At 68.1% G+C, this 13,103-nt stretch carries 12 protein-coding genes and 1 tRNA gene; 3 read left to right on the forward strand and 10 right to left on the reverse strand.

Annotation, left to right across the window (positions count from 1 at the left end; genetic code table 11):
* Positions 1-5: 5 nt before the first annotated feature.
* The 7 genes from tatA to CXY76_RS15665 form a co-directional block, all read right to left on the reverse strand.
* Positions 6-248, reverse strand: coding sequence for a twin-arginine translocase TatA/TatE family subunit (tatA, locus tag CXY76_RS15635; protein WP_104166186.1), 243 nt, complete (start codon positions 246-248; stop codon positions 6-8).
* Positions 242-583 carry a hypothetical protein gene (locus CXY76_RS15640; RefSeq protein WP_104166188.1) on the reverse strand — a complete coding sequence of 114 codons (342 nt, stop codon included), beginning with the start codon at positions 581-583 and terminating at the stop codon, positions 242-244. The genes tatA and CXY76_RS15640 overlap by 7 nt, the downstream gene beginning before the upstream one ends.
* Entirely contained in the window at positions 583-1,599 is a 1,017-nt protein-coding gene (locus CXY76_RS15645; protein ID WP_104166190.1) for a YafY family protein, read from the reverse strand. Before CXY76_RS15645 ends, CXY76_RS15640 begins: the two co-directional genes overlap by 1 nt.
* Positions 1,596-2,636: a YafY family protein gene (locus CXY76_RS15650; protein ID WP_104166192.1), complete on the reverse strand. Its 1,041-nt coding sequence runs from the start codon at positions 2,634-2,636 to the stop codon at positions 1,596-1,598. Before CXY76_RS15650 ends, CXY76_RS15645 begins: the two co-directional genes overlap by 4 nt.
* A 74-nt stretch (positions 2,637-2,710) precedes the next feature.
* Positions 2,711-3,676, reverse strand: coding sequence for an FKBP-type peptidyl-prolyl cis-trans isomerase (locus CXY76_RS15655; protein WP_104166193.1), 966 nt, complete (start codon positions 3,674-3,676; stop codon positions 2,711-2,713).
* A 105-nt stretch (positions 3,677-3,781) separates the two neighbouring features.
* On the reverse strand, positions 3,782-4,783 hold the full coding sequence (locus CXY76_RS15660) for a tRNA (adenine-N1)-methyltransferase (protein ID WP_104166195.1): 1,002 nt from the start codon (positions 4,781-4,783) through the stop codon (positions 3,782-3,784).
* Positions 4,780-5,511: an HAD family phosphatase gene (locus CXY76_RS15665; RefSeq protein WP_255408483.1), complete on the reverse strand. Its 732-nt coding sequence runs from the start codon at positions 5,509-5,511 to the stop codon at positions 4,780-4,782. The genes CXY76_RS15660 and CXY76_RS15665 overlap by 4 nt, the downstream gene beginning before the upstream one ends.
* Positions 5,512-5,594: 83 nt before the next feature.
* Here CXY76_RS15665 and CXY76_RS15670 point away from each other — a divergent pair, with 83 nt between their 5' ends.
* Positions 5,595-6,536 carry a PAC2 family protein gene (locus CXY76_RS15670; RefSeq protein WP_104166197.1) on the forward strand — a complete coding sequence of 314 codons (942 nt, stop codon included), beginning with the start codon at positions 5,595-5,597 and terminating at the stop codon, positions 6,534-6,536.
* Between the two features lie 34 nt (positions 6,537-6,570).
* On the opposite strand, the gene mshC is transcribed toward CXY76_RS15670, so the two are convergent.
* Genes mshC through CXY76_RS15685 form a run of 3 tightly spaced genes read right to left on the reverse strand, consistent with a single transcriptional unit; the run spans position 6,571 to position 10,096 of the window.
* Positions 6,571-7,851 carry a cysteine--1-D-myo-inosityl 2-amino-2-deoxy-alpha-D-glucopyranoside ligase gene (gene mshC / locus CXY76_RS15675; RefSeq protein ID WP_104166200.1) on the reverse strand — a complete coding sequence of 427 codons (1,281 nt, stop codon included), beginning with the start codon at positions 7,849-7,851 and terminating at the stop codon, positions 6,571-6,573.
* Between the two features lie 13 nt (positions 7,852-7,864).
* On the reverse strand, positions 7,865-8,719 hold the full coding sequence (locus tag CXY76_RS15680) for an undecaprenyl-diphosphate phosphatase (RefSeq protein WP_104166202.1): 855 nt from the start codon (positions 8,717-8,719) through the stop codon (positions 7,865-7,867).
* Positions 8,720-8,770: 51 nt separating this feature from the next.
* Positions 8,771-10,096 carry a M20/M25/M40 family metallo-hydrolase gene (locus CXY76_RS15685; protein ID WP_104167298.1) on the reverse strand — a complete coding sequence of 442 codons (1,326 nt, stop codon included), beginning with the start codon at positions 10,094-10,096 and terminating at the stop codon, positions 8,771-8,773.
* 105 nt (positions 10,097-10,201) lie between these two features.
* On the opposite strand from CXY76_RS15685, the gene CXY76_RS15690 reads away from it, so the two are divergent.
* Positions 10,202-10,286 (forward strand) — tRNA-Leu (locus tag CXY76_RS15690).
* Between the two features lie 330 nt (positions 10,287-10,616).
* Positions 10,617-13,088, forward strand: a complete 2,472-nt coding sequence (locus CXY76_RS15695) for a GH36-type glycosyl hydrolase domain-containing protein (protein WP_104166204.1) — start codon at positions 10,617-10,619, stop codon at positions 13,086-13,088.
* The last annotated feature ends 15 nt before the right edge of the window (positions 13,089-13,103 follow it).

Here is a 13,103-nt window from a genome sequence, read left to right on the forward strand (position 1 = left end):
GGGAGTTAGGACTTCGTCTGGTCGCCCGGGCCGACGGGCCGCGTCGTGCCGTCAGCGGAGTCCGGGTGCGCCGGCGTGCCGGTCTTGTCTGCGGGCTCGTCGACGGTGTCGCTCTTGATCTCGTTCTTGAAGATCTTCATCGACTGGCCGAGGCTGCGGGCCAGGCCGGGCAGCTTGGGCGCGCCGAACAACAGCAGGATGACGACGAGGATGATCAGAAAATGCCATCCGGTCAGATTGCTCAACATGAGGGTCGATCCTCTGGCTTGTAGGGAGTGTGTTGGATTAGTTTACCCCGGTTGATCCTGAGATCCCGCCGGTGCGCCCGTCGGTGGGCGCGCTCGATGCGCGCCTGGTCGATCGCGGCGGCCAGGTCGCGTCGCTTCCGGAATACGGCCGGGGAGAACGGCGTGGGCGGCAGCGCGGTGTCGAGGTCGAGTTCGGCCAGCTGGTCGCCGAGGTCTTCGAGGGCGCCGAAGGTCGCCATCAGCTTGCGAAACAGGTGCACGGCGAACCAGGCCAGCATCGCGAGGAGCCCGGCGACCAGCAGCGCCCAGATCAGGATCCAGGACCAGACCGGCATCAGTTCGGCGCCCCGGCGGCCGGCTCGCCCTGCGCTGCCGCCTCGTACCTGGCGGCGCCGGCGGCGGCCCAGTCGGCGACGGTCTGCCTGGCGGCGCCCGGGTCCACCACGGTGACGACGCCGGCCAGACCGGAGACGAGTCGTTTGAGGCCGTGGAAGTGCGATACCCGCACCTCGGCCCGGGAGAGTCCCTCGGCGGCGGCCGGACCGTGAGGCACGGGTCCGTAGTCGGCGAGGAGTTCCAGGGCCGCAGCGGGCAGCTCGATCGTGACGGTGAGGTCGTCGGCGGAGCCCTGGAACAGGGTGTCCGGAAGGACGACGCCGTCATCGTGGGAGTCCGCGGGCACATCCGTGGAGCGCAGGTTGCTCATCCGGTCGAGCCGGAAGGTGCGCATGGCCTCGCGCAGATGGCACCAGCCGCGCAGATACCAGTCGCTGTCGACCGATTGGATCCGCAACGGGTCGACGCAGCGGTGCTCGTCGGTCCCGCGGGCGTTCAGGTAGTCGAATTCCACCTGGGTACCCGCGCGCACGGCGGCCTGGATGACCGATATCGCCACGTCGGCGTCGGTGTGGGACACCGCGAGCTGGCTGGGCGCACCCGTGGAACTGCGGGTGAGCTTGGCCATCAGCGTGGCGATGGCGTCCCTGTCGCCGTTCTCCGGGAGGGCGGAGAGGTATTGCAGTCCAGCGATGAGTGCGGCAGCCTCCCGGGCCGAGAACCGCGGCGAATCGTCGATGGCGACCAGATGGGTGAGGACGATGTTGTCGTTGGTTTCGAATTCGTCCCATTGGATGTCGAAGAGGTCGCCGTGCAGGTACTGCCGGGTCTCCCCCGGCACCCCCGACATCGCGATGAGGTTCACGGCATCCCGCACCCGCTCGGGGGCGACCCCGAAGTGGTCGGCCACCGCGGTCACGCTCACCCTGTCGTGGTCCATCAAGAACGGCACGAGGGAGAGGAGGAAGGTGAGCTTGTCAGACGCTCCGAATGCGGCGGGCTTGGCAGCGGTCATCGTGCGGCCTCCGGCCGGGGCAGTGGCGTCTCCGGCAGCGGGGCGTGGCTGTCCCGCACCCGGCGGAGGCGGTCCAGGACGGCGTCGATCAGGGTGGATGGGGAAAGCACGTAGACCTCCGGTCCGTAGCCGGCCAGCTCGTCGGCGAGGATGTTGACGTCGGTGTAGTGCAGTTCGACGCTGTCCTCGGCCGGGCCAGGCTCGCCGCGCTTGCTCAGCCGCACCGCGGCATCCGACCCGGGTTCGACGGTGATCAGTGCGACCTGGGCCTGCCATAACGCGTCGAGTTCGGCGAGGGCCCGTTCACCCTGGCCGTCCTCGGCCGGCGCGATGGTGCGACCGGGCACGGTCACCACGGGGCCGACGATCCTGGCGAGCAGGAAGGTGCGGGTGGCTCCGGCGTCCTGGTCGGCGCCGTATAGGTGCCACCGGCCCTCGTGCAGCACCACGGCCAGCGGGGCGATGACCCGGCGGCGCGGCGCGCTCTCGCCCGGCTTGAGGTAGAGGAACGCGACGACCTGACCGCGGTCCATGGCCTTGCCGAGCGGCTCGAAGGACGCCTCCCGGGCGCGCAGCGACGGTGCGTAGCCGATCACGGGGTCGCTCGAATCGATGCCGAGAGAGTTGAGCTTGGTGAGGGCGCGGCGGGACTCGGCCGAGAGGGACCCCTCCCGCCACACCGCGGCGGCGAGTTTGAGCAGCATGATCTCATCGGGCGAAAACGCGATGTCAGCCGGCAGGTCGTACAGCCCCTTGGGGATCCGGTAGCGCAGGTGGTGGTTGCTGCCGGGGTCGTCGGGTGACTCGATGGTTTCCAGCGGGATCCCGAGTTCGCGGATGTCGTCCTTGTCGCGTTCGAACTGACGCTCGAGGCTGGCGTTGTCACCGCCGACCCGGAACCGTTGCCGGTAACCCTGCACGGTCGAGAGGATATCGGCCTTGGTCAGGCCGATCTGGGTGGCAATGAGCGCAAGGACCAGGCTGAAGAGGCGTTCCTCGACGGTGACCGGGTGCGGCTGTTCTGGGGTGGGCGACACGTACGCGATTCTATCGGTGGTGCACTCGGTGGTCGGCCCGTCCCGCGGTGAACGCGGGACGGGCCGGGAGGCCGTTAGTCGACGCCGAGGATGTCCACGACGAAGACCAGTGTGGAGCCGGCCGGGATGGTGTCGGTCGCCTGGTCGCCGTACGCCTGGTCGGGCGGGAGGACGGCGACGATCTGGGATCCGACGGTCTGGCCGATGAGGGCGTTCGCGAAGCCGGGGATCACACCGCCCTCGGTGGTGGAACCATCGGCGGCCACGAACGCGGCAGGCGACCCGGCGGCCCAGCTGGAGTCGAAGACCTCCTTGGTGTCCCAGACCACGCCGGTGTAGTGCACGGTGACGGTCGACCCGTCGGTGACGGTCTCGCCGTCGCCCTTCTTGAGCACGCCGACCTTGAGCTCGGTGGGCGGCTCGGCCGAGGGAACGGTGATGCCGGGGGTGCCGTCTTCCGCGAGGACCACGGCGGGCAGGCCGGCGACGGGCAGCTGGTCGGCGCCGTCGGCGCGGGTGAGGTACGCCTTGACGACGTCGAGCACGAACACGAGCGAGTCGTCCGCGGCGACGCCGATGTCTTCGTTGCCGCCGGCCGGGCCGAAGGTGTCGGCCGCCGACGCGACGACGGCGACCCGGGAGCCCACCTGGGCGCAGAGCAGACCGTCGGTCAGGCCGGTGAGGGTCTGGTCGTTGAGCACGAAACTCGCCATGGTGGTGCCGTCGTACGAGCTCTGCTCGATGGCGTCACCCGTGGTGGCGTTGAAGACGCTGAGGTCGACCTGCACCTTCTGGCCTTCGGAGAGGCCAGGTCCGGTGCCCTCGATGATCTCGCTGCGCTGGGTGGTGTCGGTCTTCAGCGGGGTCGGGAAGTCGACCGTGGGGGCCGAACCGAACTTGCCCGTCACCTCCACGAGCTTGGACGCGTCGCCGGAGGACACCGGAGCCGTGCAGTCGGCGTTGTCGGGGCCGGCGCTGCAGGCGGTCAGGGTCGCGAGCACCAGGCCGGCGGTTGCGATAAGTGCGGGAACTTTACGCACAGGTCCTCATTTCGATACGGGGAGGCGGCAGCGTGATGCCGTCGGGTGATGTTCGGGGTGATGTCGACCGAAACCGCTGGTGCGGGCGGCAGGCCGAAGACCATCCTATCCGGCGTCGAGGTCCCGAGCCTTGGAGAGCGCTGCGCCGTTCTCGGCGGTGCGGTTGCGCTTGCGCATCACCTTGGCGCTGACGGACCGCTCGCCGAGGGCGCCCGGCGTCCACAGCTCGACATCGGCGTCGCTGAAGTCGGTTTTCGACGGGCGACGCTTGAGCTCGGGCAGGATCGTGTCGGGGGCCAGGCGGCGGGCGGTGATGAGGAAGCCGGTGTGGCCGATCATCCGGTGATCGGGGCGGACCGCGAGGCCTTCCACGTGCCAGCCGCGCACCATCGTCTCGTGCGAATCCGGGTTGGTGTAGTTGCCGGTGGCACGGATGGCCTCCGCGACGCGTGACAGCTGGGTGACGGTGGCCACGTAGCAGAGCAGCACTCCCCCGGGCTTGAGCGCGTCGGAGACGACATCGATGCACTCCCACGGGGCGAGCATGTCGAGCACCACCCGGTCAACGGACTGCGCGGGCATGGTCTCCGGCAGCGTGTCGGCGAGGTCGCCGAGCGTGATGGTCCAGTTCTGCGGGTCGGTGCCGAGGAAGGTGGCGACGTTGGCGCGGGCCACGTCGGAGAACTCCTCCCGGCGTTCGAACGAGGCCAGCGTGCCGGCCGGACCGATGGCGCGCAGCAGCCAGAGCGACAGCGCGCCGGAGCCGACGCCGGCCTCGACCACGGTGGCGCCGGGGAAGATGTCGGCCTGGGCGAGGATCTGGGCGGCATCCTTGGGGTAGATGATGGCCGCGCCGCGGGGCATGCTCATCACGAAGTCGATGAGCAGCGGGCGCAACGCGAGGTGTTCGACGCCCACGTTGTTGGTGACGACGGAGGCGTCGGGCCGGCCGATGATGTCGTCGTGCTCGAGGATTCCCCGGTGGGTGTGGAACGTCTTGCCCGGTTCGAGTGTGATGGTGTTCAGCTTGCCCTTGGGGCCGGTGAGCTGCACTCTGTCGCCGGCGCGGAACGGACCGCTGTTCTGGATGACCTGGTTGTCGCTCATGCGCGTGTTGCGTCCTCGGTGTGGGTATCGGTGCGGGTGGATGGGGAAGATCGTCGGGTCAGGTAGACCTCGGTCAGGGTGGCAAGCGAGCTGCCGGCCAGGCTCTGCAGCAGCGTGTAGTGCTCGCTCTGCTCGAGCGGGACCATGTGCGGAACGGCGAGGACGACGGCGCCGGAGGCGACCGCCGCGGCGACGCCGGGCAGCGAGTCCTCGATCGCGATGCAGTGCGCGGGGTCGACGCCGAGGATGCCCGCGGCCGTGAGGTAGGCCTCGGGGTGCGGCTTGCTCTGCTGCACCATGTCGCCGGAGATGATGGTGGCGAAGGCGTTGAAGCCGACGAGGTCGGCGATCTGGCGGGCCATCCGCTGTTCGGACATCGTCACCAGGGCCATCGGCATCCCGGCGCCGTGCAACTCGGTGAGCAGCTCGTGGGCCCCGGGGCGCCACGGGATACCCGCGGAGCCGAGCTGCTCCTGAACCCGGGTGGTGAGCACGTCGACGATGGCCTCTGCGGCCAGGTTCACCCCGCGGTTCTGCAGGATGGCGGCGGAGCCGAGCAGGCCGGAGCCGACCAGGAGCATGGCGTCCGCGTGCGTCCAGACGCCGCCGAAGGACTCCACGAGCTCGTGTTCGGCGCGCATCCAGTACGGTTCGGTGTCGACCAGGGTGCCGTCCATGTCCCAGAGAACGGCGGCGGGTGGGGACGAGAGTGCGGGGATCAGTGTCACGGGGTTCAAGTTTAGGGGGCACGGCCTATCCTTGAAGGAGGCCGCCCAGTCGTGGTGGCCGGAATACACGAGGTTTCACTCAAGTGACAGACGGCAATGGGTTCCTCAGCGGACGTCTCCTGGTGGTCGCCTTCGAAGGCTGGAACGATGCAGGCGAAGCCGCAACGGGTGCCGTGAGTACGCTGAAAGAGCTCCTCGACGTCGAAGAGGTCAAGCGGATCGACCCCGAGCTCTACTTCGACTACCAGTTCAACCGCCCCACCATCTCCACCGATGAAGACGGCCACCGGGTCATCGAGTGGCCCAGCGCGGTCATGTACGGTCCCGTCGTTCCCGGTGCCAGCGGGGTTCCGTTGGCCGAGGACGCGCAGCTCAAGGTGAGCGGCACCAACGCCGGCAACATCTACCTGCTGGTCGGAACGGAGCCCTCCCGCAGCTGGAAGAGCTTCACGGCCGAGATTCTGGACTCCGTGCTCGCCGCCGACGTGAGCGGCATCGTCTTCCTCGGCGCGATGCTGGCTGATGTGCCGCACACCCGGCCGATCTCGATCTTCGTCTCGAGCGACAATCCCGAGGTGCGCGCCGAACTGCAGATCGAGCGCAGCAGCTACGAGGGGCCCGTGGGCATCCTCAGTGTGCTGGCAATGGCGGCGGAAACCGTGGGAATCCCGAGCCTGTCGATTTGGGCATCCGTGCCGCACTACGTGCACAACGCCCCGTCGCCCAAGGCCATGCTCGCCCTGATCGACAAGCTCGAGGAGATCATCGACGTCGTGATCCCCCGCGGCGACCTGGTCACCGACGCCTCGGAGTGGGAGACGGGCATCGATGCCCTCGCTGCCGAGGACGAGGAGATGGCCGCGTACATCGGTCAGCTCGAGCAGGCCAGGGACACCGTCGACTCACCGGAGGCGAGCGGAGAGGCGATCGCCCAGGAGTTCGAGAAGTACCTGCGCAAACGCGGCGACGGCGGCCGTGACGGCTGGGCGGACGGCCGCCAGGGCCCGGAGCCGCGCCAGCCCTAGGCGGCCGGCCGGCCGGCCGTGGGCGTGTCTCCGGTTAGAGCTTGACGCCCAGGAGGGCGTCGATCGCGGCAGCGACGAGGGCGCGGTCGTCCACGCCGGCCGCCACAGCCTCGTCCACAGCGTCCAGGGCACCGCGGGTGTCGAGGTCGTCGACCAGCGCGGCGCGCATCCGCTCGACGACCGCCGCAGCGCTCTCAAACGCCGAGACTGCGGCGCCGGTCGCGGTGTCGACGGGGCCGAACGCCAGCGTCCAGGCGGCCAGGCGAGCCTCGGCGTCCACCAGCTGCTGCGCGGTCCACTCCCAGTCGGTGCGGTAGTGCTGGGCGAGCAGGGCCAGGCGGATGGCGCGCGGGTCGGTGCCGCCCGCCCGAAGTCGGGAGACCAGGACCAGGTTGCCCAGCGACTTGCTCATCTTCTCGCCCTGGTAGGCGACCATGCCGGTGTGGCTGTACACCTGGGCCAGCGGATGCCCGGACAGCGCGGCTGCGTGGCCGGCGCTCATGTCGTGGTGCGGGAAGATCAGGTCGCTCCCACCGCCCTGCACCGTGAAATCGGTGCCGAGCTCGGCGAGGGCGATGACGGAGCACTCGATGTGCCAGCCGGGGCGGCCGGCGCCCACGGGTGACTCCCAGGCCGGCTCTCCCGCTCTGGCGGCACGCCAGAGGAGCGGGTCGAGCCTGTCGCGCTTGCCGGCCCGGTCGGGGTCTCCGCCGCGCTCGGCGAACAGGGTGAGCATGGTGTCGACGTCGAGGTTGCTCTCCTCCCCCAGGGTCCACGGCGCCTGGCGCTCGGCCGCACGAATGTCGAAGTACAGGTCGGCGCCGGGCCCGTCGGGCGTAGGCAGCGCATCCGGCGTCGGCACCTTGTAGGCCAGCGCGGACTGGCGGAGCGTCAGCACCGCGGCGCTGATGTCGTCGATGACGTCGGTCACGGCCACAAAATCGTCCGGCGGAATGACGCCCAGGGACTCCATGTCGGCCCTGAACAGGTCGGTCTGCTCCACGGCGAGTTCGCGCCAGTCGACGCCGGTCGCGGTGGCGCGTTCGAGCAGCGGGTCGTCGACGTCGGTCACGTTCTGGGCGTAGTGCACCCGGTAACCGCCGTCGCGCCACACCCGCTGCAGGGTGTCGAAGGCGAGGTAGGTGGCCGCGTGGCCCAGATGGGTGGCGTCGTACGGGGTGATGCCGCAGACGTACAACCTGGCCACGTCGGTCGGTTTGGCTTCGACGATCGAGTCCGTCGCCGTGTCGTGCAGGCGCGGGGCCGCTGAGAGTCCCGGAATAGACGGGATGACGGGGTGTGACCAGGCGCGCATGCTTCCAGCCTAACTACGCCGTGATGGTGTTCGTACCGAGCAGGACCATCACGACGATGCCCAGCGCGATGCGGTAGACCACGAACGGCATGAAGCTGCGCTTGGAGATGTAGCTCATGAAGAAGCCGATCACGAACAGGGCCACGACGAACGCCACGACGGTGGCGACGAGGGTCTCCAGCGGGCCGAACAGTTCGGGTGTGCAGTTCGCGGCGGCCGCGACGCAGGGTTCCTTGATCGACTTGTAGATCTGGTAGAAGCCGCTGCCGAGAACGGCGGGGATGGCGAGCAGGAACGCGTAGCGGGCGGCGGCGGCCCGCTCGTAGCCGAGGAACAGGCCGGCCGTGATGGTGCCGCCGGAACGTGAGACGCCGGGGATGAGGGCCAGCGCCTGTGCGAAGCCGAAGATGACACCGTGCCCGACGGTGAGGTCGTCCAGTTTGCGGCGCTTGGCACCGACGTAGTCGGCGACGCCCAGCAGCACGCCGAACGCGATGAGCATGATCGCGGTGACCCACAGGTTGCGCAGGCTGGTTTCGATCTGGTCCTGGAACAGCAGGCCCAGGATGACGATGGGCAGGGTGCCGAGGATGATCAGCCAGCCCATGCGCGCGTCCGCGTCGCTGCGTGGCACCTTGCCGACCAGGGACTTCGCCCACTGGCCGATGATGCGCACGATGTCGCGCCAGAAGAAGATCACCACGGCCGCCTCGGTGCCGATCTGGGTGATCGCGGTGAAACGGGCGCCGGGGTCCTCACCGGTGCCGAGGAACTGTCCCACGATGCTGATGTGGGCGCTGGAGGAGACCGGCAGGAATTCGGTCAGACCCTGGACCAGGCCCAGGATGACCGCGTTGAGGAAGTCCACGTGATACTCGTTTCGCTTGTGCGGTGTGCTGGCCGGTAGCGCGACAGCGGGCTAGTACGTCGTCAGCAGATCGGTCAAAACCGTCCTGCCAAACACTAATGCGTCCAGTGGCACGCGCTCATCAACGCCGTGGAACAGCGCCGGAAAATCCAAATCGGCTGGGAGTTTCAGCGGGGCGAAGCCGTATCCTTTGATGCCCAGTTTGCTCAACGCCTTGTTGTCGGTGCCGGCGGGCATGAGGTAGGGCAGCACGGGAGCGCCCGGGTCGTGGGTGTCGAGGGTCTGCACGATCCGGTCGATCAGCGGGCCGGCGAACTCGGTCTCCAGCCCCACGTCACGGTGCATCACGACGATCTCGATGTCGGGGCCGACCAGCTCGGCCAGCTCGGCCAGCACGGCGTCTTCCTCGCCCGGCAGGGAGCGCACATCGATGAGGGCCTCCGCACGGTCGGGAATGACATTGTGCTTGTAACCGGCCTGCAACACCGTCGGGTTCATGGTGGTGCGCAGGCTCGCCTGGATGAACCCCGATGCCGTGCCCGTCGCCAGGGCCAGTTCGTCCGGACCCATGGACTGCGGCTCCACGCCGAGGATCCGCGCGATCTCCGACAGCAGCTGCCGGGTGGTGTTCGTCAGCCGGATCGGCCACTCGCGGCGCCCCACCTTGGCGACGGCCTCGGCGAGCCGGGTGATCGCGTTGTCAGTGACCAGCCGGGAGCCGTGCCCGGCCGGCCCGTGCGCCACGAGCTTGAGCCAGATGAGAGCCTTCTCACCGGTTTGGAGCAGGTAGGCCCGCTCCCCGCCGATGCTGATCGAGTAGCCGCCGACCTCGCTGATGGCCTCGGTCGCGCCGGCGAACAGGTCCGGACGGGTGTCGACGAGGTGGTGGGAGCCGAGCACTCCCCCGGCCTCCTCGTCGGCGAAGAACGCGATGACGAGGTCCCGCTCGGGCTGGCCGCCCTGGTCGAGCACATCCGAGAGGGACGCCAGGATCATCGCGTCCATGTTCTTCATGTCGACGGCGCCGCGCCCCCACAGCATGCCGTCCTTGATTTCGCCGCCGAACGGATCCACCGACCAGTTCGCCGGGTCGGCGGGCACCACGTCCAGGTGGCCGTGCACCACCAGGGCGCCCTTGCTACGGTCGCGGCCGGGCACCCGGGCGACCACGCTGGTGCGGCCCGGCTCCGAATCGAACAGCTCCGGTTTCAGTCCTAGGGCGCGCAGCTTCTCCGCGACGTACTCCGCCGCATCCGTCTCGCCGTTGGAGCGACCCTCGCCATAGTTCGTGGTGTCGAACCTGATGAGGTCGCGGGCGATCTCGGTGGTGAGGTCGAGAACGTCGGCCGATGCGGGGCTGGTGGAGGGGGCTGTCATGCAGTTCACGCTACCGGGCATGGAACCCACCGGTGTCCGGAAGTGGTTTGGATCCGTGCTAAGTTATTCCCCGGCAGCAAAACATAACTGCGGCCAAAACATCCAGTCCGGGTGGCGGAAATGGTAGACGCGCTAGCTTGAGGTGCTAGTGCCCGTATAGGGCGTAGGGGTTCAAGTCCCCTCTCGGACACGGAGATTGTTGGTAAGACAACGATCAACGAGAACTGGTTGAGACAGTTCACGGGCCGGATCTTAGGATCCGGCCCTGTCTCGTTAACGCGCACCGATGCCCTGCCGCATTGCCGCTCCGAACTCCCCGCCCGGTGAAGATTCCCGGGAACGCGTTGTTGAGCGGCCGTATCGGCTCACGCAGCCGCGTGCGGGCTCCACAATCGTGATGCTAGAGTCATCCCAAGCGCTCGTGAGAGCGCTCTCACGAGACTAGGCCCGGCTGCGACGGCGGATTCAGGATGTTGAATCCCCGCGACATTCGGTCCGTTGAAACCGAAAAGGTGCACGCATGAAGTTCGGCCACTTCGACGACGAAGCCAGGGAATATGTCATCGAGACCCCGTTGACCCCCTACCCGTGGATCAACTATCTCGGCAGCGAGGACTTCTTCTCGCTGGTCTCGCACACGGCGGGCGGGTACACCTTCTACAAGGACGCCAAGATGCGTCGCCTCACCCGGTACCGCTACAACGACGTCCCCACCGACTCCGGTGGACGCTACTTCTTCATCAAGGACGGCGACGACGTGTGGACGTCCAGCTGGCTGCCGATGAAGAAGGACCTCGACTTCTTCGAAACCCGCCACGGCATGGGCTACACCCGCATCACGGGTGAACGCGGCGGCCTGCGGGTCTCCACGCTCTACTTCGTTCCCCTCGGCGAGACGGCGGAGGTGCAGAAGGTCACGATCACCAACACGTCGGATGCGGTCAAGACCTTTTCCCTGTTCTCCTACCTCGAGTTCTGCCTGTGGAACGCCCAGGACGACCAGACCAACTACCAGCGCAACCTCTCCATCGGCGAGGTGGAGGTCGACGGCAGCGCGATCTACCACAAGACCGAATACCGGGAGCGTCGCGACCACTACGCCGTGTACGGCGTGAACGCCGAGATCGCCGGCTTCGACACCGACCGGGAGACCTTCGTCGGGCTCTACGAAACGCTGGCCGAGGCCAAGGTCCCGCACGCCGGCGCCGCGGCTAACTCGATGGCATCGGGCTGGTACCCGATCGGCTCCCACCAGGTCGACTCGACCCTGCAGCCCGGTGAGAGCCGCGACCTGGTCTTCGTTCTCGGCTACGTCGAGAACAACGCCGAGACCGGCGAGGAGAAGTGGGCGGACGACGCCAAGCAGGTCATCAACAAGACCCGCGCCCAGGCGCTGCTGGCCCGCCTGTCCACCACCGAAGCCGCGGATGCCGCGTTCGACGCCCTCGGCGTCTACTGGACTGACCTGCTCTCCGCGTACACGGTGACCTCCCCGGACGACAAGCTCAACCGGATGGTCAACATCTGGAACCAGTACCAGTGCATGGTGACCTTCAACATGAGCCGCTCGGCGTCGTACTTCGAGACCGGCATCGGCCGCGGCATGGGCTTCCGGGACTCGACCCAGGACCTGCTCGGTTTTGTGCACCTGATCCCGGACCGCGCTCGCGAACGCATCCTCGACATCGCCGCGACCCAGCTGCCGGACGGGTCCGCGTACCACCAGTACCAGCCCCTCACCAAGCGGGGCAACAACGAGCTCGGGTCCGGCTTCAACGACGACCCCGCCTGGCTGATCATCGGGGTGGACGGTTATCTCAAGGAGACCGGCGACTACACGATCCTCGACGAGGTGGTGCCGTTCGACAACAACGACGCCCTCGCCGAGACCCTGTACACCCACCTGACCCGGTCGTTCGAGTTCACCCTGAACAATCTCGGCCCGCACGGGCTCCCACTGATCGGGCGGGCCGACTGGAATGACTGCCTGAACCTGAACTGCTTCTCCACGACCCCGGGTGAGTCGTTCCAGACCACCGAAAACCAGGCCGGCGGGGTGGCGGAGTCGACCTTCATCGCCGCACAGTTCGTGCTCGCCGCCGGCCAGTACGCGACCATCGCTGAACGCGGTGGTGACACCGTGCAGGCGGACAAGGCCCGCAAGGCCGCCGCCGAGATGAGCCAGGCGCTGTTGACGCACGGCTGGGACGGCGACTGGTTCCTGCGCGCCTACGACTTCTACGGCAACAAGGTGGGCACCTCCGAGGACACCGAGGGTCAGATTTGGATCGAGCCGCAGGGCTTCGCCGTCCTGGCCGGCGTCGGCGTCGAGCACAACAGCGACGGCACCCCGGTGAAGACCAGTCCCGCGTTCCGTGCCCTCGACTCCGTAGACCGGCTCCTCGGCTCCGAGCACGGCCTGGTGCTGCAGTACCCGGCGTACCGCAGCTACCGCGTGGAACTGGGCGAGGTGTCGACCTATCCCCCGGGCTACAAGGAGAACGGTGGCATCTTCTGCCACAACAACCCGTGGGTGATCATCGGCGAGACCGTGATCGGCCGCGGCGCGAAGGCGTTCGACCACTACCGGAAGATCACGCCCGCCTACCGGGAGGACATCTCCGAGGTGCACCGCACCGAGCCGTACGTGTACGCGCAGATGATCGCCGGCAAGGAGGCCTCCAGGCACGGCGAGGCCAAGAACTCCTGGTTGACCGGCACGGCGGCCTGGAACTTCGTGACGGTCTCCCAGTACCTCCTGGGTGTGCGCACCGACTACGACGGCCTCGTGGTCGACCCGCAGATCGGACCGGATGTCGCGGAGTTCACCGTGACCCGGCAGGCCCGCGGCGCGACGTACGTGATCACGGTGGCCAACTCGGGCCGCGAGGGTTCCCGGGCCAGCCTCGAGGTCGACGGTGTCGCCATCGAGGGCCGTACGGTGCCCTACGCCCCGGCCGGCGCCACGGTGCAGGTGCGCGCGACCCTGTAGGGGAACCAGTTGCGG

The sequence above is a fragment of the Cryobacterium sp. N22 genome (genome assembly GCF_002929555.1).
In the GTDB taxonomy this organism is placed as follows: domain Bacteria; phylum Actinomycetota; class Actinomycetes; order Actinomycetales; family Microbacteriaceae; genus Cryobacterium.

Coding starts and splice junctions, on each gene's coding strand:
- CXY76_RS15660 (WP_104166195.1), bottom strand. CDS start 4,783: ATGAGCGACAACCAGGTCATCCAGAACAGCGGTCCGTTCCGCGCCGGC.
- CXY76_RS15685 (WP_104167298.1), bottom strand. CDS start 10,096: ATGACAGCCCCCTCCACCAGCCCCGCATCGGCCGACGTTCTCGACCTC.
- CXY76_RS15645 (WP_104166190.1), bottom strand. CDS start 1,599: ATGACCGCTGCCAAGCCCGCCGCATTCGGAGCGTCTGACAAGCTCACC.
- mshC (WP_104166200.1), bottom strand. CDS start 7,851: ATGCGCGCCTGGTCACACCCCGTCATCCCGTCTATTCCGGGACTCTCA.
- CXY76_RS15695 (WP_104166204.1), top strand. CDS start 10,617: ATGAAGTTCGGCCACTTCGACGACGAAGCCAGGGAATATGTCATCGAG.
- CXY76_RS15640 (WP_104166188.1), bottom strand. CDS start 583: ATGCCGGTCTGGTCCTGGATCCTGATCTGGGCGCTGCTGGTCGCCGGG.
- tatA (WP_104166186.1), bottom strand. CDS start 248: ATGTTGAGCAATCTGACCGGATGGCATTTTCTGATCATCCTCGTCGTC.